The sequence below is a fragment of the Ostreiculturibacter nitratireducens genome, assembly GCF_032670585.1.
Lineage (GTDB): Bacteria > Pseudomonadota > Alphaproteobacteria > Rhodobacterales > Rhodobacteraceae > Ostreiculturibacter > Ostreiculturibacter nitratireducens.
Genome location: NZ_JAVQHL010000002.1, coordinates 662,274 through 681,115, shown reverse-complemented (window position 1 = coordinate 681,115; position 18,842 = coordinate 662,274). Strand labels below are relative to the sequence as shown.

The following is an 18,842-nucleotide window of genomic DNA, read 5'->3' as shown; positions in this document are numbered from 1 at the left end:
TGCCTCCGCTTGGGGCCCGCTGTCAGGCGTTCACGAGCGCCATGAAGATCAGGACACCGAGGATAAGGATCACCGTCCATTTGGTGAAGGTGACGAAGCCCGCGAAGGTCTTCTCATGCGTCTTGATGTCCATCTCGCCGTGCTTGTGTTCGGCCATCTTGCTGCTCCCCGATCCGAATTTCTCAGTCCAATACCCGATCCGCGTGGCCGTGTCACGACCCTGCGGACGGTCCCTTTTCCTTCCTGAGCCCCGCCGCCAGCCGAAATCCGATGCGGCGCGGCTCCTGCTTCGCCTCGTCCTTTGGCATGGCGACGAGCATGACGTTCAGCTGCGTGACATGCTGAATGAGCTGGGTGCGCGCGCCCTCCTCGTCCTTGCCGTAGAAGGTCACGATGTCGGGCGCGTAGTATCCGAGCCCCTCGATCTGAAGGACGCCCACGTCGCCGCCGGTGAACCCCATGGCGACCTCGTGTTCGTCGTCGAGTTGCTCCTCGAAATTCTGGATGTAGAGCACGAGCCGCTCGTAGGCCCATTGCGCGGGGCTCTTTTCCTCGATCGGCTGCTCGGCAAGCTCTGGCGGCAGGGGGACCACCTCGGCCGTCGGGCGCCCGCCCGGTTCAGCCAGGACAACGCGCGCCGACGGCAGGGCCGAGGCCTCCTGAGCCTCGGCCGTCGTGCTGATCTGGTCGCTCAGGCTTGGTTTCGCCGCCATTCCCATGCTCCGTCCGTCCGCCGTTCACGCCGGATCGCCCCGGCCTTCAGCAGATGATTCAGATGCGCGACCGCTTCGACAAGGGCCAATCCGTATTCGCTTTCCCCGATTTCCCGAAGGAAAAGGGGCTGGAAGCACTCCGCCGCGGTGCGGGGCGTGGCGAGGTGGTCGAGGAGGCGTGACAGCGCACCCTCGTGATTCTCGATCATCTGCACGAGTCGCAGTGGCAGCCCCGTGAACGGGAGCTTGTGGCCCGGAAGGACGAAGTGACGTTCGGCCGCATGATCGAGAAAACGGCGGCAGCTGGCGAACCAGTCCGCCACCGGGTCAGCCGCAGGTTCGCTCGCGTAGACGCCGAGATTGGCCGAGATCGAGGGCAGGAGCTGGTCCCCGCCGATCACGAGGCCGTCGTCGCGGCTCCAGAAGGTCGCGTGTTCGGGCGCGTGGCCGTCGCCGCAGCGGATGTCCCAGGTGCGTCCGCCCATGCGGATCGTGCCGCCTTCCGCGATGCGGGTGTATCCCAGTGGCAGCGGGTGCACGCAGTCCGCGAAGTTGAAGGGCCGCTCGGCAGCGCGCTTTTCGTAAAGCGCCTCGTCCATTCCAGCCGCCCGCCAGAAGGCGAGCGTCTCGGGCACCGGGCTGTCATGGACGTCGAGCGTGAGCATTCGCGCCATGAGCCAGCTCGTCCGCGTCGTCAGAAGCTCCGCCCCGTTGGACTGGAACCAGCCGGCCAGTCCGACGTGATCGGGGTGGTAGTGCGTGACGACGACGCGGGTCACGGGCTTTCCGCCGAGCGGGCCGGAGAGGATCCTTTCCCAGATCGCCCGCCCCCGGCGGCTGTCGAAGCCTGTGTCGATCACCGTCCAGCCGGGGCCGTCGTTCAGCGCGAAGACGTTGACGTGGTCGAGCCGCATCGGCAGCGGAAGGCGCAGCCAGAGGACGCCCTCGGCGACCTGCACCGCCTCGCCCTCCGCCGGCGGTGTCTCGTGCGGATAGCGGATGGCTGCCCCCGTCCCTCGGATCACGAAGCGAGATCCTCGGGAGAGAGAGCGTAAAGATCCTCCGATCCCTCACGCGCTTCGGCCAGAAGCGCGGCGTGACGCGGCAGAAGGCGCGTGATGAATATCTTCGCCAGGGTCGTGCGCGGTCCGGCGCCGCCTTCGGCAAGCGCCGCGCGAAGGTGGAAATGGCCGCCGAGAACCAGAGCGAAGGCATGCAGATAAGGCGCCGCGCCCGCGAAACGATCAAGCATCCCTTGCGCCACCAGCGCCTCGGTTGCCTCCCTCTGCGCTTCCGCCGCCGCCCAGACCGCCCCGGCAAGGTCGGGCAGACGGGACCGCGCCGCCTCGGCGTCCGCCTCGACCTCGTCGAGCAGCCGCTGCGCCGCCTCGCCTCCGTCGGACATCTTGCGGCCCACGAGGTCCATCGCCTGGATGCCGTTCGTCCCCTCGTAGATCGGCGTTATCCGGACGTCCCGATACAGCTGCGCCGCGCCGGTTTCCTCGATGAAGCCCATGCCGCCGTGGACCTGCACGCCCGTCTCCGCCACCCGGCAGCCCGCGTCGGTGCCGTAGCCCTTGGCGATCGGTGTCAGGAGCGCCGCCCGCGCCTGCCACTCCGCCGAACCCGTCGCGCGGGCCATGTCCAGAGCCACCGCGCAGACGAGCCCGATGGCCCGGGCCGCGAACACCTCGGCCTTCATCGTCGAAAGCATCCGCCGGACGTCGGGATGATTGATGATCGCCCCCATCTGCTGGCGTTCGTTCGCATAGGCGAGCGCCTTCTGGAAGGCTGCTTCCGCCACGCCAACGCCTTGCATGCCCACAGCCAGACGGGCGGCGTTCATCATGGTGAACATCGCGGCCATGCCCTTGTGCTCCTCGCCGACGAGCCAGCCGGTCGCGCCCTCGTAGGACATCACACAGGTGGGCGATCCGTGGATGCCCAGCTTGTGTTCGAGGCTGACGACCTTGAGGCTGTTCGCCGGGCCGGGCTTGCCTTCACCATCCGGCAGGAACTTCGGCACCATGAAGAGGCTGATGCCCTTGGTGCCTTCACCCCCGTCCGGCAGGCGGGCAAGGACGAGGTGGCAGACATTCTGCACGAAGTCGCAATCGCCCCAGGTGATGAATATCTTCTGCCCGGTGATCGCGTAGGTACCGTCGTCATTGCGCTCGGCCTTCGTCCGAAGGGCGCCGACGTCGCTGCCGGCCTGCGGCTCGGTCAGGTTCATCGTCCCCGACCATTCGCCGGAGATGAGCTTCGGCAGGTACAGCGCCTTGATCTCGTCGCTCGCGTGATGATCGAGCGCCTCGATCTGGCCCTGCGTCAGAAGCGGGTTGAGCTGAAGCGAGAGGCAGGCCCCCGCCATCATCTCGCCCACGACCGAGTTGACCGCCTGCGGAAGGCCCATCCCGCCGAATTCCGGCGAGGCCGCGAGCGCCACCCAGCCACCGTCTGCGATGGCGCGAAACCCGTCCTTGAAACCCGGCGAGGAGCGCACGACGCCATTCTCCAGACGCGCGGGCGTCAGGTCGCCTGCGCGGTTCAGGGGGGCAAGCACCTCGTCGCAGAGGCGCGCCGCCTCGGTCAGCACCGCGTCCACCATGTCGGGTTGCGCCTCGGCAAAGCGCTCGGTCCCCGCGACGGGGGCAAGCGGCACCACGTGGTTCAGGATGAACTGGTATTCGCCCAGAGGCGCGCGGTAGGTCATATCGCTCTCCTTCACCCCGCGCCTTGGCAAGAGGGCCTCCGGCGCGTATGTCAGCCCTGTTCTCGCCCGAGGCTACCTCAAGGCCAGCCTCCTTCAACCCGAACGCTGCGTCACGAGCAAGATGGAAGAGGAAACCCGCCTTCTGCCGCCCGACCGGGAGGGCCTTGCCGAAGCCGCGCGGCTTCTGGCAGAGGGCCGGCTCGTCGCCTTCCCGACAGAGACGGTCTACGGGCTCGGCGGCGACGCGCGCAACGACCGGGCCGTCGCGGCGATCTTCGACGCGAAGGGGCGGCCGCGCTTCAATCCGCTGATCGTGCACCTGCCTTCGCTGGAAGCGGCGCGGAAGATCGCCGTCTTCGACGCGACCGCCGAACGGCTCGCCTCGGCCTTCTGGCCGGGTCCCCTCACGCTCGTCCTGCCGGTCCGGCCCGAGGCGGGATTGTCGCCGCTGGTCACGGCGGGGCTGGACACGGTCGCGGTGCGAGTGCCGGCGCATCCGGTGGCGCGGGCGCTGCTCGAGGCATTCGGGGGGCCGCTCGCCGGCCCATCGGCCAACCCTTCCGGCAAGGTCAGCCCGACGCGGCCCGCGCATGTCCTGTCCGGCCTGTCCGGCAGGATCGCAGCCGTGGTCGATGGCGGCGACTGCGCCGTCGGGGTCGAATCGACGATCGTCGGTCTTGCGGAGGGCCCGGTCCTGCTGCGTCCGGGCGGCATCCCGGCGGAGGCGATCGAGGCATGCCTTGGCGGGCCCCTGCCCACGGGCGGCCATGCGGAGAAGCCATCTGCACCCGGCCAGCTCGCCTCGCACTACGCCCCGTCAGCACGGGTCCGGCTGGGCGCGGACACTCCGAAGCAGGGCGAGGTCTGGCTGGGCTTCGGGCACGACGCCCTGGAGGCCGATCTGAACCTCTCTCCCACGGGCGATCTGGTCGAGGCGGCGGCGAACCTGTTTCACTACTTGCGAGAGGCTGACGCGCTGGCGGGCGAGGGCGGCGCGATCGCTGTGTCCCCGATCCCCGAAAAGGGCCTGGGGCGCGCGATCAACGACCGGCTGCGGCGTGCCGCGGCCCCGCGCCCTGCGGCCTGACCTGAGAAGTGCCCGGCCTATTCAGGCGCGACCCGCCGCAGCGGAGAGAGTAAGCGGGTCTATCCCGAGCGTCCGCAGCGCGCGCTCCCATTTCTTCGCGTTCTCGGAGGAAAATACGAGATCGGGAGCGGCGTCGCAGGTCAGCCAGCCATTCTCCGCGATCTCGGTTTCAAGCTGGCCCGGACCCCAGCCGGCATAGCCGAGCGCGAGGAACGAGGATGCCGGCCCGCCGCCTTTCGCGAGTTCCTGAAGAACGTCGAGCGTCGCTGTCATCCCGAAGCGGTCGTCCACTCGCAGTGTGCCCTCCGGCGCGTGATAGTCGCCGGAATGAAGGACAAAGCCGCGGCCATGTTCCACCGGGCCGCCGAAATGCACGCGGATGTCACGGCTGCTGTCGCCCTTCGGAATTCCGAGCTGGGTCAGGAGATCGCCGAACTCCAGTTCGTCGAGCGGCTTGTTGACGATCAGCCCCATCGCGCCTTCGTCGGAATGCGCGCAAAGGAAAACGACGCTCTTTTCGAAGCGTGGATCGCCCATGCCGGGCATCGCGATAAGGAGTTTTCCGCTCAGGTCCATTCAGGGCCTCCCTTCTTCAACATCGCCCCGCGGGCTCCCGCGCGCAAGGGCGCGCATGTCACACCCTTTCGTGATTGGCGCGTTTGTGACTTCCCATCGGCGGCGCCTCGCTTAAATCTGCGGGCGATGATCAGAACGTGTCTCCTCTCCGCCGCGGCCGCGCTTGCGCCGCTTGCCGCCACCGCTCAGACCGTGCCCGGCGACGCCGTGCGCGCGGAGTTCCTCGACGGCTGGCGAACCGATCGCGGCACGCATATGACCGCGCTGCGCCTCACCCTTGCCGACGGCTGGAAGACCTACTGGCGCGCCCCGGGCGAGGCGGGGATTCCGCCGCGCTTCGACTGGACGGGGTCGGAGAACGTCGCGGGCGTCGCGTTCCATTGGCCGCGCCCGGAGGTCTTCGAACTGAACGGAATGCGCGCGATCGGCTACAAGCACGAGCTTGTCCTCCCGATCGAATTCACGCCGGCCGACACCGGCGGCGGGATGACGATCGCGGCCGAGGTGGAGCTTGGCGTCTGCCAGGAAATCTGCGTCCCGGTGACGCTCAGCCTTTCGCGTCCCCTGCCGGAAGAGGGCGCGCCCGATCCGGCGATCAGCGCGGCGCTGGCGGAGGTTCCGCCCGCCGGTAAGGCCGACGCGATCCGCTGCGCGGTCGAACCCCTGCGAGACGGTCTCAGGATCACTGCGCAGATCGACATCGCCTCCGCCGGAGGCGAAGAGGTCGCCGTGGTGGAGCTTGCCGATCCGACGATATGGGTTTCGGAGGCGGTCACCCAACGGGAAGGCGGGCGCCTGACGACCACCGCCGACCTCGTTCCCGCGAACGCGAAGCCGTTCGCTCTGGACCGGAGCGAGGTGACGATCACGATTCTCGGCGAAACTCGGGCTCTCGAACTCAGGGGCTGCCCGTCCTGAAGCCGCCCCGGCGGAGCGCGAGCGCGCCGATAATCAGAGCCGCAACCGCGACGGCAGCCGATCCGGCGACGAAAAGGCCGAAGGCCCTGAACGCGCCTTCTCCGGCAAGGATTGCACGGCCCATCGTCAGCGCGAAGACGATGCCGACCCCAATGGTCGCGAGCGTCAGGGTCGCGGCCGTGCCCGTTGCCCGGAAAGCGCGGCGGAATGCACGGACCTGCCGGCCGATATCGTCCTGCGCGGCGAGAAGCGCAGGCACTACAAGAAGAACCAGCACCATGCCGAAACCAAGACCGTATACCAGCGTGATGACGGTCGGCTTGAGGAACTGCGCCTGGCTCGACGTTTCGTAGAGGAGCGGCGCGAGGCCGAAGACGGTCGTCGCGGTGGTAAGGAACACCGGCCGCAGCCTGTCCGCGACGGCATCGGCGATGGCCGGCCGGAGGCCTCGGTTGCGGGCGTAGTCGTCGACCGTGCTGATGAGCACGATGGAATCGTTGATGATGATTCCCGACATGCCGATGAGCCCGACGACAGAGAACATCGACAGCGGAACGCCCCACCACGCATGCCCCCAGATCGCCCCGACAAGGCCGAAGGGGATGACCGACATGACGACCAGCGGGCGGAGCCAGCTCGAGAAGATCCACGCGAGGATCAGGTAGATCGCAAGGAGCGCCGCCGCGAGGCCGAGGAGCGCGTCGTTCAGGAAGGTGTCCTCCTGCTCGGACAGGCCGGAGAGGCGGAAGGCCACGCCATGTTCCTCGGCAATGCGCGGCAGGATCTCGGCTTCCAGGGTCTGCATGATCTCGGCGGCGCGGTCGGGGTCGTCCTCCGAGATGTCGCCGGTCACGGAGACGAGCCGAAGCCCGTTTTCCCGCCGGATCGCTGAGAAACCCGAGCGGGTGGTGACGGCGACGATATCGGCGAGCGGCACGTAGTTCCCCGCCGTCGTCCGAAGCATCGTGCGTTCAAGGAAGTCGGCCGTCAGCTCCTCCTCCGGCAGTTCCACCCGGACCGTCGCGCTGCGCGGCCCTTCGGGGAAGCTCGCCGCCTCGATCCCGTTCAGGCGGTTCCTGAGGACCCGGCCGAGGTCGTCTATGGTGAAGCCGAGCGCCTGCCCCTGCGGCGTCAGGTCCAGGATCAGCTCATCCTTGTCGTAGGCGAGCGAATCCTCGACCGCCGAAACCTCCGCGAACGGCGCGAGCGCGGCCTTCAACGCCTCCGCCGCCGCCTTGAGCCCGGGCGCGTCCGAGCCGGAAAGCTCCACGTCGAGCGCGTCGCCCCCGGGGCCGGAGCGCCAGCCACGGAAGCTGACTTCCTCCAGCAAGGGGTGCTGCGGAACGGCTTCCTGCAGGCGGGCCACGAAATCGAAGCTGGAATAGGGCCGGAAGTCCGGGTCTATGAGTTCGATGGAGATCGCCCCAAGAAGTTCGGGTTCCTTCGTGTCGGACCCGGCCAGCGCCCGGCCGGCATTGCCGCCAATCTCCGCGATCATGTAGTCGATGGGATTGCGGCCATGTTCGGCCTCATACGCGGCACCGACATCCTCCGCCGCTTGCCGCAGTGACCGCATCATCTCGATCGTGTCGTCCCGGCTCGCGCCCGGAAGCATCGCGAAATTGCCGGTGACGGAGCCCTGTTCGGGCGCGTTGAAGAAGCGCCACTGAACCTCGCCCGTCACGACGAGTGCCGCCTGCGAGGCGAGAAGTGCCACTGCCCCGGCAAGGACCGGGTAGCGCGCCCGGATTACGCCGGCGACGAGCGGGCGGAAGAGACGTTCGCGCACCCAGCGGAAGCCGCGGCTCACCTGGCGGCTCGGCCAGTCGTACCAATGTTCGCGCGCCGTGTGCACGAGGGCGTGGGCCATGTGGTTCGGCAGGATCAGGAAGCATTCGATGAGCGAAGCCAGAAGAACCACGCCCACGGTGAACGGGATGTCCGCGATGAGCGTCCCGAAGGTCCCGGAAATCGTCATGAGCCCGAGGAAGGCCGCGACCGTCGTCAGCGTCGATGCGGTGACAGGCCCCGCCATCCGCCGCGCGGCGTTCTCGGCCGCCTCGACCGGAGGCTCGCCCAGTCGGCGGGCGCGGAAATCGGCATGCTCCCCCACGACGATCGCGTCGTCCACCACGATGCCGAGCGTCAGGATCAGCGCGAAGAGCGAGATCATGTTGAGCGTGAGCCCGAAGGCCTGCATCGCGGCGAGTGCGGCGAGCATCGAAACCGGGATGCCGATCGCCACCCAGAAGGCGGTGCGGGCGTTCAGGAAAAGGAAGAGAAGCGTGACGACGAGGCCAAGTCCCATCGCGCCGTTGTCGATCAGGAGATTGAGCCGCGCGGTGATGTTTTCGGCCCGCGACCGGATCAGGTCGATCGAGGTTCCGGGCGGCAGCGTCAGTTCCATCTCCGCCGCCACCTCGGCGACGGTTTCGTGAATGCCGATCGCGTCGCCAAGGTCGGACCGGTCGACCCGCACCGCCATCGCCGGGTTCTCGCCCACGAAATAGGCCCGTGCGCGGTCCGCTCCTTCCACCCTGATGCGCGCGACGTCGCCGATGGTCAGCGCCGACCCGTCGGGGTTCGTCCGGAGGACGATCGCGGCCAGAGCCTCGGGGGAGCGTTTCTCCACCCCGGTCCTGACCCGCGCCGCGCCACCCGACACGTCGCCCGCCGGGTCCGCCGCGGCCTCCGCCGCGATGGCCGAGGCGATCTCGGCCATGCTCACGTCGTGGCGGATGAGGTTCGCGGAGGGCACCTCCACAATGGTCTCCGGTGCGGCAAGGCCCTGGATCGTCGTGCGCGTCACCCCTTCCGCGAAGAGGCGGGCCACGAATTCGTCCGCGAAGCGGCCAAGCTGACCGACGGACACCGGTCCCGTGATGACCGCTTCCGTCACCCGGTCGCGCCACACCCTCTGGCGGATCTCGGGATCCTCGGCATCGGACGGCAGCGACCCTGCGGCGGTCACGGCCGCCTCGACGTCGTCCATCGCGCGACTCATGTTCCAGCCGGGCTCGAATTCGAGCGTGATGGAGGCGTTTCCTTCCGCCGCGCGCGACGAGGTCGTTTCCACGCCCTCGACGACGAGAAGCGTGGGTTCGAGGACCTGCACGATGGCGCGGTCCACGTCCTCCGCCCCCGCGCCCTCCCAGGCGACGGAGACGGTGATCTCCTCGACGATCACGTCGGGGAAGTATTGCGCCCGCATCCGGGGCAGCGCCGCGAGCCCGACCGCGAGCATCACGACAAGGACGAGATTCGCCGCCGTGCCGTGACGGGTGAAATAGGAGAGGATACCGCCGGGGCCGGCCACCACTCAGCCCCCCATCCGCTCTTCAAGCCGCTCGACGACGCGCACCGGAACCTTGTCCTCGCGCAGCTGGGCGAGCACCCGCGCCTTCGCTTCTTCCGGCATGAACTTGTTGCCCTCGACGAAGGCGATGAGTTCCGCGCGCCGCTCCGGCGCAAGCTCGATGAACTCGGGCGGTTCCTCGGCGGGGTCCGCTGCGGCCGCGTCCCGGCGGAGGGGTCTGACCTTGATCCCCGCCCCAAGAAGCGGCGAACGCTCCGCGACGACTTCGCGGCCAGCAATGGCCCGCGCGTCGATGATCACGTCGTCGCCCTGACGACGCAGCACCTCGACGGGGACTTCTTCCAGTCGGTCCTCGGGTCCAAGCGCGAGAACCGTGCCTGCCGGCCCGACCGCCGTCGCCGGAAGCAGCGCGGCGTTCTCAAGCGCCGGTTCTTCCATCCGGACGCTCACGAAGTCGCCCGGCCGAAAGCCCGGCGCGGCATCGAGCGCCGCATAGACAAGCCGACCGGTCAACCCTTCACCCACGGCCGCGCTGACGCGCGTGAGGTGCCCGCCGGCAAGGATTTCCGCTCCGAACACGTCGAGCGACACGGTGACCGGAACGGGCCGAAGCTGGCCCTTATCGTCGATCAGACGGGCGAATTCCGCAGTGGACACCCGGAAGGATACATCAAGCGCCGTCGGGTCGATCAGTTCGCCGATCTTCTCGTTCTGGCTGACGAGCCCGCCCTCGACCGCCGTGACCGACGCCAATGCGCCCGCGAAGCCGGCGCGAAGTTCTGTTTCGGCGAGGTCCCTCTCCGCCTCGGCCAGCGTGATCTTCTGGCGCGCCAGGGCAGTTTCGGACTGGGTCACGCGCGCCTCTGCCTCCATGAGCGCCTGCCGGCGCGACAGGACCGCCTGCGTCGCCGTACTGGCGGCAAGCTCCGCTGCCTCCCGATCCGCCGCCGTGCCGAGCGAGCGGCCGGCAAGGTCCCTCTGCCGGGCCAGCGCCTCTTCGCGAAGTTCGGCCTGCTTTTCGGCGGCGCCGAGGTCGTCTCGCGCAAGTGCGAGCGCGCGCTGCGCCTCGACCCACTCGTTTTCCGCCTCCCGGAGACCCGTCCGGGCAAGGGCCAGCGCCGTCTCCGCCGGGGCGGGGTCGATCCTGAGAAGGAGTTCGCCTTCGGCCACTGAGGCGCCATCCTCGAACCCGGGCGCAAGCTCCACGATCCGGCCCGCGGCGGGCGCACGCAGTTCCAGACGCCGGCGGCTCTCGACCTCCCCGAAGGCGGTCAGGACCGGGGTGATCCGTTCCGGCGTCACCGTCACGACGTTGGCGGCAAAGACCCTTTCGCGCGCCGCGCCGGGCGGCCCACCCCCGGCCATGCGCGTTTCGACGGCCTGCCAGAGCGTGGCGCCCGCCAGCGCCAGAAGCCCCAGCGTCACGGAGGCCAGGAACAGCCCCGTCACTGCGCGGATCAGAAACCGCATCCTTGCCGTCCCTCCGAAATCCGGGCCTCACCCGGCCCTCGACGAAAAATCTAGTCCGAGGTACGCAGAGGTCCAAGTGGCGACTTGGCGCGCGGGCGTTTCACTTCCGCCGCTTGTGTTCCTCGAGGCGCGGAAAGATTTCCACGAAGTTGCAGGGCTTGTGGCGGTAGTCGAACTGCCACTTCAGGATCTCGTCCCAGGCGTCCTTGCAGGCACCGGGGCTGCCCGGAAGCGCGAAGAGGTAGGTGCCGTTCGCCACCCCGCCACAGGCGCGCGACTGGACCGCCGAGGTCCCGATCTTCTGCATCGAGACGATCGTGAAGACCGTGGCGAAGGCCTCGATCTCCTTCTCGTAGACGTCGCGATGCGCCTCCACCGTCACGTCGCGGCCCGTCAGGCCGGTGCCGCCGGTGGACAGGACCGCGTCGATGTCTGGGTTCGCGCACCATTCACGCAGGATTTCCGCGATCTCGGCGCGCTCGTCCTGGACGATCCGGCGGTCGACCAGCACGTGTCCGGCGTCTTCGATCCGCTGGGCCAGCGTGTCGCCCGACCGGTCCTCCGACAGGCTGCGCGTATCCGACACGGTGAGAACCGCGAAGCGGACCGGGATGAATTCCTTCGACTCGTCGATACGGCTCATTCGAGCTCCTTCAGTTTCGCCTTCAGTTCCAGGAGGTCAGACCAGGCCTCACGCTTGGCAGCCGGGTTCCGGAGAAGATAGGCTGGGTGGGTCATCGGCAGGGCAGGCTTGCCGAAAGCTTCGGTCCAGTTGCCGCGCAGGCGCAGTATCCCGCGCTTGCCGAGCGCCGCGGCACAGGGTGTGTTGCCCATCAGGACGATCACGTCGGGATCGGCAAGCTCGACGTGCCGCCTGAGGAAGGGCAGCATCATCGAGATCTCGGAGGCGTCGGGTTCGCGGTTCTGCGGCGGCCGCCAGGGCATGACATTGGTGATGTAAAGCGCCGATTCCGCGTCGGGCGATCCGCGCGACAGACCGATCGCGGCGAACATCCGGTCCAGAAGCTGCCCGGCGCGGCCGACGAAGGGCCTACCTTCAAGGTCTTCCTCCCGCCCCGGCGCCTCGCCGATGATCATCACGCGGGCCTTATGGTTGCCATCGGAAAAGACGAAGTTCCGCGCGCCCTTCTTGAGGTCGCAATGCTCGAATGCGGCCTGCGCCTCGGCGAGCGCTTCGAGGCTTTGGGCCCGGGCCGCCATCGCCTCGGCCTCGGCGACCGGGTCGGGGCCGGCGGGCGCCCGGATGGCGGACGCGGCCGCCGGGGACGCCTCGCGTGGCGCGGCGGCGGTCGCCGGCTTGGCCGCCTCTGTCGCCAGTGCGTAACGGTTGACCGGAGCCTCTGCGATCGGTTCGTCCGCGCCGAGTTCGACAAGCCACATCAGCGCCGCAAGCGCGGCCTCGTGGTCAATATGATCGGCGCTCATTCCCATGCGGCCCAAGCTATGCCGCCAACACGCCAAGGTAAACGGGGCCCGCGCCCGATTGAGCGTTGCTCCGCGCGCGGGCGCTTCCTATAAGCGGGTCGGACAGGGACCGGAGACACCATGACATTCCGCGCGCGTCATCTTCTGGGCATCGAACATCTGGCACCGGAGGAGATTCGTTCCGTCCTCGACCTTGCCGAAAGCTATGTCGACCTGAACCGCCGGACGGTGAAACACTCAGACGCGCTCGCGGGGATGACCCAGATCAACATGTTCTTCGAAGCCTCGACCCGCACTCAGGCGAGCTTCGAGCTTGCCGGCAAGCGGCTCGGCGCGGACGTGATGAACATGTCGATGGCGCATTCCAGCGTGAAGAAGGGCGAAACGCTGATCGACACGGCGATGACGCTGAACGCGATGCATCCCGATCTTCTGGTGGTCCGCCATCCGTCCTCCGGGGCGGTGAACCTTCTCGCGTCCAAGGTCAACTGCGCCGTCCTGAACGCGGGCGACGGGCGGCACGAACATCCGACGCAGGCGCTTCTCGATGCGCTGACGATCCGCCGCAAGAAGGGCCGAATCCAGCGCCTGACAGTCGCGATCTGCGGCGATATCGCGCACAGCCGCGTCGCGCGATCGAACCTGATCCTTCTTGGCAAGATGGAGAACCGCGTGCGGCTCATCGGGCCGCCGACGCTTATGCCCTCCGGCGTGGCCGAGCTTGGCTGCGAGGTCTACGAGGACATGAAGGAGGGGCTGAGGGACGCCGACGTGGTGATGATGCTCAGGCTCCAGAAAGAGCGGATGGACGGCGGTTTCATCCCGTCGGAGCGCGAATACTACCACCGCTACGGCCTCGACGCCGAGAAGCTGGCCTTCGCCAAGGAAGACGCCATCGTGATGCATCCGGGTCCGATGAACCGGGGCGTGGAGATCGACGGAGAACTGGCCGACGACATCAACCGCTCGGTCATCCAGGACCAGGTGGAGATGGGCGTCGCCGTGCGCATGGCCTGCATGGACCTTCTTGCGCGGAACCTGAGGGCCGAGCGGGGGCGGCAGGCGGTCGGGGTGATGGTGTGACCGGGCGGCGCCTGATACGACACCTGCCCGGGAGGGCGCCGCATGCCTGAACTCGGCCGCGACGAGGTTCACAACTACCGGCCAGGTCCGCAGTCCGAAAGCCCGCTGGACGAAGGCGAAACGGTCATCGCCATCTTTTCGGCGGACCGGAAGCGCTACTGGAAGGACCACGCCGCCATGGCGGTGATCGGATCGGTCGCGATATCGGCCGTCCTGCCGTTTCTCGGCAACGCGGACCAGATCCCGGTGGCCATTCTGGCGATCCTCCTGGGGATTGGGGCGCGCGGCGCCTATTTCGCGTCCGAAGCCTTCGCGCGGCGCTGGCAGTTGACCGAGCGCCGCCTGATCGGGCCTCAGGGCCAGTCGGTGATTCTTCTCGAGATCAAAACCGTCCGGCGACTCTTCGGTGACGTGCAGGTCGTCACCAGGAGCGGTGCGAAGCATCTCATCAAGCATCTGGGCGACGGTCAGGCCGTGGCGGACAGGATCGAAACAGCCTGCAAGCGACGGGCAATGGTGGCGATATGAGGCCGGGCCAGCGCGTTGCCGTTCCAACGGTATGACCGTGACGCCGCATCGGACGAGTGCCCGCCCGGTCGCCCCCCAAGTGCGGCCCGAGGCCATCGGCGGCCACGATTTCTGCAACGGCCTCAACGGTGCGCTCGCTCGCCGAAGCGCGACGGGGATCACGGCGTGAAGGACGTAGCGAACCGCAGGCACGACACGGCCGATTGGGACGGGGTGTTCGATCGCGACGGCACGGTCTACTGGACGGGCGCTCCTGACCGAACGCGGCTTGTTCTGACGAAATACGGCCTCGCGGCCTCAGCCCTGTTTCTCGGCGGCCCGTTCGTTGCCGCAGGTGGCATGCAGGCGGCCGTCTCGGTGATCGTGACGTTCTTCGCCCTCCGCGCCTTATGGCTTCACCTGTTGCGGGTCAGCGAGACGCGCTATGCGGTAAGCGACCGTCACATCGCGATCCGGCGGTTCGGGCACGGAGCCGGGTGGCTGAAATACCCCTCGTCGGACTACTTCCTGCAAAACGACAACGGGCAGGTCCGCGTCTTCGCGCGCCTGCATGTGCCGAGGTCCGCGCACGGGCCGGTCGCGCGCCTGCCCTATCTGCCGTCCCGCGAAAGGACGGCGGCACTTCGCGCCGCCGGTCGGGTGCCTCATCATCACTTCCACGTCCCGCGGCACATGGCAGGCATGGATATCGAGGTTCTCCTGCCCTATCTGCTCGCGCGTGCCGGGATCGAGGAGGCGGAAATGCCCCCGCTTCTCTGGCAGGGCAGGCCTGATTCTGCACCCATGATGGTGCCGTGGCTGTTTCCGGGGGCCGTGGCCATCGTTCTCTTCGGCGCGGCGCTTGCCGCCGCCGTCGCGGGACATGTGCAAAGCGCGATATGGGCGGGCGCGGGATCGCTCCTGGCTGCCTTGATCGAGATCGGCGTCTTCCGCCTGCAAGACCGCCGGGCGACCGCGGTCCGCTACGCACTCGCCGGGCGCTATGCCATACGGATCGGTCCGGGGGTGCCGTTTCTGACCGGACTCTGCGAAATCCAACGGATATCGCCCACGGCACCAATTTCCGCCGACGCGACGGATGTGATCTACGGGGAAGAGGCCATTCGAATTCGCGGCGCTTGGGTAACGGCCCGCGTCACATTCCACAAGCCGCCGGACGCGGCGCGCCTGCTCGGCCTATTGCGCGACGCGGCCGCCTCCGACCCGGACAGGGGATCGAGCGGCCAACGGCGGGAACCGGAAGCCGCCGTGCCATTCGGGACTTGACGGAAAACGGGCGGACCGCTTCAAGACACCGGGGCGCGTCGCCCAAGGACGGAGACGACAGAGCAGCATGACCACCCTCCTCACCAACGCCCGCCTGATCGACCCAGATGCGCTGACCGAGACCACGGGCAGCGTGCTCGTCAAGGACGGCCTCATCGCCGGGATCGGTGAGGTCGAGGCGCCGGACAGCGCGACCGTGATCGACTGTGGCGGCAAGTGCCTCGCGCCCGGCATCGTGGATATCGGCGTCAAGGTCGGAGAGCCGGGAGAGCGGCACAAGGAATCGTTCCGCTCGGCCGGACTTGCGGCCGCCGCCGGGGGGGTCACCACGATCATCGCCCGGCCCGACACGAACCCCGCGATCGACAATCCGGAGACGCTTGAATTCGTCACCCGCCGAGCGCGGGAGGCTTCGCCCGTCCGGATCCGCCACATGGCCGCCCTGACCAAGGGAAGAGAAGGGAGGGAGATGACGGAGATCGGCTTCCTGCTCGACGCCGGCGCCATCGCTTTCACCGACTGCGACCATGTTGTGACGGACACCAAAGTCCTCAACCGCGCGCTTTCCTACGCGAAGTCCCTCGGCGCGCTCGTCATGGGCCATCCGCAGGAACCGGGCCTGTCGAACGGGGGCGCGACGACCAGCGGCAAGTTCGCCTCCCTGCGTGGCCTGCCGGGAGTTTCCCCGATGGCCGAGAGGATCGGTTTCGACCGCGACATGGGCATGGTCGAGATGACCGGGGCGAAATACCACTTCGACCAGATCACGACCGCCCGTGCGCTGCCGCCGCTCGAACGCGCCAAGAAGAACGGCTTCGACGTGACGGCGGGGACCTCGATCCATCACCTGACGCTCAACGAATTCGACGTCGGCGACTACCGCACCTTCTTCAAGGTCAAGCCGCCGCTCCGGTCCGAGGACGACCGCATGGCGGTGGTGGAGGCGGTGGCTTCGGGGCTGATAGACATCATCAGTTCGATGCACACGCCGCAGGACGAGGAATCGAAACGCCTTCCGTTCGAGGAGGCCGCCTCTGGCGCAGTCGGTCTGGAAACCTTCCTTCCGGCGGCGATGCGGCTCTATCACTCCGGGCACCTGAGCCTGCCGCAGCTTTTCCGCGCGATGTCGCTCAATCCGGCGAAGCGGCTCGGCCTGCCGCAGGGACGTCTGGCCGAGGGCGCGCCCGCCGACCTCGTCCTCTTCGATCCCGACGCGCCCTTCGTTCTCGACCGTTTCAAGCTGCGCTCGAAGTCGAAGAACACGCCCTTCGACGGGGCAAGGATGCAGGGGAAGGTCCGGATGACCTTCGTCGCGGGCCAGAAGGTATATGACGCGGAGGCCGCACATGCCGATCTTTGAGACTGGCCCCGCCGGGCTGATCCTCACCGCGCTGATCGCCTATCTCATGGGATCGATTCCCTTCGGGTTGGTGCTGACCCGCGTCTTCAACCTGGGCGATCTCCGCAAGATCGGGTCGGGCAACATCGGCGCGACGAACGTTCTTAGGACCGGGAACAAGGCCGCCGCCGCTGCGACGCTGGTTCTCGACGCGGCGAAGGGTGCCGTGGCGGTCCTGATCGCGCGGGCGGCCTTTGCGGAGGACGCGGTCCAGCTCGCGGCGCTGATGGCGCTTCTCGGCCACTGCTTCCCGGTCTGGCTCCGCTTCAAGGGCGGCAAGGGGGTGGCGACATTCCTTGGCGTTCTTCTCGCGCTGTCCTTTCCCGTAGGACTTGCTGCCTGCGGCACCTGGCTCGTCTTCGCGCTCGTCTCGCGCATCTCGTCGATCGGAGCGCTCGGCGCGGCGGCGAGCGCTCCCGTCTGGATGCTGTTCCTAGGCGGATCGAGAATGTTCGTGCTGGGCGTGGTCATGACGGCCCTCGTCATCCTCCGCCACAGGACGAACATCCAGCGAATCATGGCCGGCACGGAATCGCAGATCGGCCGGAAATAGCCGGCCGGTACCGGCCTCGGATCAGCGCGCTTCGAGCTTCTCGATCGCCTCGGCGGTGCGCTTGGTGTTCTGGTAGATGCCAAGCCCGAGATACATGAAGCCGCCGACAAGGATCAGGTAGATACCGCCGCCGATCAGCACCAGAAGCCCCGCGAGCGGCCCGCCGCCGCCCATTGGTCCCATCGCCTGACCGCCCATCGGTCCGCCCAAGCTGACCACGACAGCCGTAATGACGACGATGATCGCGCCGAGAACGACGATGACGTTGATCAGCATCTCGAGCGACCGGATGAAGAAATCGCGCATGACGAAAATTCCTTTCCTTTCTCATTCGCCCGACGAAGCCGGGCTCGCGCGAAGTGAAAGGCAGACCGGCCGAACCGGTCAATAACTGTATTCGGCGTAGACGCGGGACAGGTCCCCGTCCCACTCTCCGTAGTATTTCTCCAGAAGCTCGTCCGCCGGCGCCATGCCGGAGGCGACGCTTTCCTTGAGCGCGTCGAGGAAATGCACCTCGTTCGGGATCATGCCGCTGGCGCCGGGCATCGCCCGCGCCTTGAGGCCGTCCTCGGCAATCGCCACGACCTCGCGCGCGAGGTCGAGAAGCTTGATGCCCGCCGCCTCGCCCTGAAGACCGTCGACGCTGGCCGCCACGCGAAGTGCCTCGCGGGTTTCGGCGTCCCACCCCTTGGCGAGGTCCCAGGCCGCGTCGAGCGCCGTCTGGTCGTAGAGAAGCCCGACCCAGAGCGCGGGAAGCGCGCAGAGCCGCCGCCAGGGGCCGCCGTCGGCGCCCCGCATCTCGATGTATTTCTTGACGCGGGCCTCGGGGAAGACCGTCGTCAGGTGGTCCGCCCAGTCGCTGAGCGTCGGCTTCTCGCCCGGCAACGCGGGGAGTTCGCCCTTCAGGAAGTCGCGGAACGACTGACCGAGCGCGTTGATGTATTTCCCGTCGCGGTAGACGAAGTACATCGGCACGTCGAGAACGTAGTCCACGTAGCGCTGGAACCCCATTCCGTCCTCGAAGAAGAAGGGCAGCATGCCGGTGCGCGCGTCGTCAAGGCTCCGCCAGATGCGGCTCCGCCAGGACTTGTGGCCGTTCACCTTGCCCTCGAAGAAAGGTGAATTGGCGAAAAGCGCGGTCGCGACCGGCTGAAGCGACAGGGCCACGCGCATCTTCTGCACCATGTCGGCCTCGGACGCGAAGTCGAGGTTCACCTGCACGGTGCAGGTCCGGTACATCATCTGCGTGCCGTGGGTGCCGACCTTGCCCATGTAGTCGGTCATGAGCCGGTAGCGCCCCTTGGGCATCATCGGCATGTCCTCGTGCCGCCAGATCGGCGCAGCGCCGAGCCCGATGAACCGCGCTCCGATTTCTTCCGCGACCGTCTGAACCTCGCGCAGGTGCTCGTTCACCTCGTCGCAGGTCTGGTGGATCGACTCAAGCGGCGCGCCGGAAAGCTCTAGCTGCCCGCCCGGTTCGAGGCTGACGTTGGACCCGTCGGGGAACGTCAGGCCGATGATGTTGTCCTGCTCGTAGACCGGGGTCCAGCCGAAGCGGTCCCGCAGCCCCTCGAGCATCGCCTTGATCGAGCGCGGCCCGTCATAGGGCAAGGGCTTCAGCGTGTCCTTGCAGTAGCCGAACTTCTCGTGCTCGGTGCCGATGCGCCAATCGTCCTTCGGCTTGCAGCCGGATTCGATGTATTCGGCGAGTTGCTCGAATCGTTCGATCGGGCCGCCGCCCTGTTGTGGAATTGACATGCGGGCCTCGATCCTG

19 protein-coding genes are annotated in these 18,842 nt (G+C 67.7%); 8 read left to right on the top strand and 11 right to left on the bottom strand.

Annotated features, from left to right (window positions below; all coding sequences use genetic code 11):
• Positions 1-22: 22 nt before the first annotated feature.
• The 4 genes from ABCN56_RS10615 to ABCN56_RS10600 are packed head-to-tail and all read right to left on the bottom strand — an operon-like array spanning position 23 to position 3,426.
• A complete protein-coding gene (locus ABCN56_RS10615) occupies positions 23-157 on the bottom strand; it encodes an aa3-type cytochrome c oxidase subunit IV (RefSeq protein WP_343080767.1) in 135 nt (44 codons plus the stop codon).
• Positions 158-212: 55 nt separating this feature from the next.
• On the bottom strand, positions 213-695 hold the full coding sequence (locus tag ABCN56_RS10610) for a DUF6173 family protein (protein ID WP_343081477.1): 483 nt from the start codon (positions 693-695) through the stop codon (positions 213-215).
• Positions 692-1,738, bottom strand: coding sequence for an MBL fold metallo-hydrolase (locus tag ABCN56_RS10605; RefSeq protein ID WP_425466094.1), 1,047 nt, complete (start codon positions 1,736-1,738; stop codon positions 692-694). Before ABCN56_RS10605 ends, ABCN56_RS10610 begins: the two co-directional genes overlap by 4 nt.
• The gene (locus tag ABCN56_RS10600) at positions 1,735-3,426 is read right to left on the bottom strand and encodes an acyl-CoA dehydrogenase (protein ID WP_343080766.1); all 1,692 of its coding nucleotides are present in this window, start codon (positions 3,424-3,426) and stop codon (positions 1,735-1,737) included. Before ABCN56_RS10600 ends, ABCN56_RS10605 begins: the two co-directional genes overlap by 4 nt.
• A gap of 121 nt (positions 3,427-3,547) precedes the next feature.
• Between ABCN56_RS10600 and ABCN56_RS10595 the strand changes: the two genes are divergently transcribed.
• Entirely contained in the window at positions 3,548-4,513 is a 966-nt protein-coding gene (locus tag ABCN56_RS10595) for an L-threonylcarbamoyladenylate synthase (RefSeq protein WP_343080765.1), read from the top strand.
• A 21-nt stretch (positions 4,514-4,534) separates the two neighbouring features.
• Here the strand turns inward: ABCN56_RS10595 and ABCN56_RS10590 are convergent, their stop codons facing one another.
• The gene (locus ABCN56_RS10590) at positions 4,535-5,089 is read right to left on the bottom strand and encodes a YqgE/AlgH family protein (protein ID WP_343080764.1); all 555 of its coding nucleotides are present in this window, start codon (positions 5,087-5,089) and stop codon (positions 4,535-4,537) included.
• 126 nt (positions 5,090-5,215) lie between these two features.
• Between ABCN56_RS10590 and ABCN56_RS10585 the strand changes: the two genes are divergently transcribed.
• Complete coding sequence (locus tag ABCN56_RS10585; protein WP_343080763.1) at positions 5,216-6,007, top strand: protein-disulfide reductase DsbD domain-containing protein; 792 nt, start codon at positions 5,216-5,218, stop codon at positions 6,005-6,007.
• Here ABCN56_RS10585 and ABCN56_RS10580 read toward each other — a convergent pair.
• The 4 genes from ABCN56_RS10580 to ABCN56_RS10565 all read right to left on the bottom strand — a co-directional run bounded on the left by ABCN56_RS10580 (position 5,988) and on the right by ABCN56_RS10565 (position 12,239).
• Entirely contained in the window at positions 5,988-9,326 is a 3,339-nt protein-coding gene (locus ABCN56_RS10580) for an efflux RND transporter permease subunit (protein WP_343080762.1), read from the bottom strand. The two genes, ABCN56_RS10585 and ABCN56_RS10580, sit on opposite strands and share 20 nt — an antisense overlap.
• On the bottom strand, positions 9,327-10,793 hold the full coding sequence (locus tag ABCN56_RS10575; RefSeq protein WP_343080761.1) for an efflux RND transporter periplasmic adaptor subunit: 1,467 nt from the start codon (positions 10,791-10,793) through the stop codon (positions 9,327-9,329).
• Between the two features lie 100 nt (positions 10,794-10,893).
• Complete coding sequence (moaB, locus tag ABCN56_RS10570; protein ID WP_343080760.1) at positions 10,894-11,436, bottom strand: molybdenum cofactor biosynthesis protein B; 543 nt, start codon at positions 11,434-11,436, stop codon at positions 10,894-10,896.
• A complete protein-coding gene (locus tag ABCN56_RS10565; protein ID WP_343080759.1) occupies positions 11,433-12,239 on the bottom strand; it encodes a uracil-DNA glycosylase in 807 nt (268 codons plus the stop codon). The genes moaB and ABCN56_RS10565 overlap by 4 nt, the downstream gene beginning before the upstream one ends.
• 120 nt (positions 12,240-12,359) lie before the next feature.
• Here ABCN56_RS10565 and ABCN56_RS10560 point away from each other — a divergent pair, with 120 nt between their 5' ends.
• The 6 genes from ABCN56_RS10560 (at position 12,360) to plsY (ending at position 17,068) form a co-directional block, all read left to right on the top strand.
• Positions 12,360-13,322: an aspartate carbamoyltransferase catalytic subunit gene (locus tag ABCN56_RS10560; protein ID WP_343080758.1), complete on the top strand. Its 963-nt coding sequence runs from the start codon at positions 12,360-12,362 to the stop codon at positions 13,320-13,322.
• Positions 13,323-13,364: 42 nt separating this feature from the next.
• The gene (locus tag ABCN56_RS10555; protein ID WP_343080757.1) at positions 13,365-13,850 is read left to right on the top strand and encodes a hypothetical protein; all 486 of its coding nucleotides are present in this window, start codon (positions 13,365-13,367) and stop codon (positions 13,848-13,850) included.
• A 31-nt stretch (positions 13,851-13,881) separates the two neighbouring features.
• Positions 13,882-14,019 (top strand): hypothetical protein, encoded by a 138-nt coding sequence (locus ABCN56_RS10550; RefSeq protein WP_343080756.1) that lies wholly within the window; start codon positions 13,882-13,884, stop codon positions 14,017-14,019.
• The gene (locus ABCN56_RS10545; protein ID WP_343080755.1) at positions 14,016-15,116 is read left to right on the top strand and encodes a hypothetical protein; all 1,101 of its coding nucleotides are present in this window, start codon (positions 14,016-14,018) and stop codon (positions 15,114-15,116) included. Before ABCN56_RS10550 ends, ABCN56_RS10545 begins: the two co-directional genes overlap by 4 nt.
• Positions 15,117-15,183: 67 nt before the next feature.
• Entirely contained in the window at positions 15,184-16,476 is a 1,293-nt protein-coding gene (gene pyrC / locus ABCN56_RS10540; RefSeq protein ID WP_343080754.1) for a dihydroorotase, read from the top strand.
• On the top strand, positions 16,463-17,068 hold the full coding sequence (plsY, locus tag ABCN56_RS10535; protein ID WP_343080753.1) for a glycerol-3-phosphate 1-O-acyltransferase PlsY: 606 nt from the start codon (positions 16,463-16,465) through the stop codon (positions 17,066-17,068). The genes pyrC and plsY overlap by 14 nt, the downstream gene beginning before the upstream one ends.
• Before the next feature lie 21 nt (positions 17,069-17,089).
• Here the strand turns inward: plsY and ABCN56_RS10530 are convergent, their stop codons facing one another.
• On the bottom strand, positions 17,090-17,374 hold the full coding sequence (locus ABCN56_RS10530) for a hypothetical protein (protein WP_343080752.1): 285 nt from the start codon (positions 17,372-17,374) through the stop codon (positions 17,090-17,092).
• A 78-nt stretch (positions 17,375-17,452) separates the two neighbouring features.
• Positions 17,453-18,826, bottom strand: coding sequence for a glutamate--cysteine ligase (locus ABCN56_RS10525; RefSeq protein ID WP_343080751.1), 1,374 nt, complete (start codon positions 18,824-18,826; stop codon positions 17,453-17,455).
• Between the last annotated feature and the right edge of the window lie 16 nt (positions 18,827-18,842).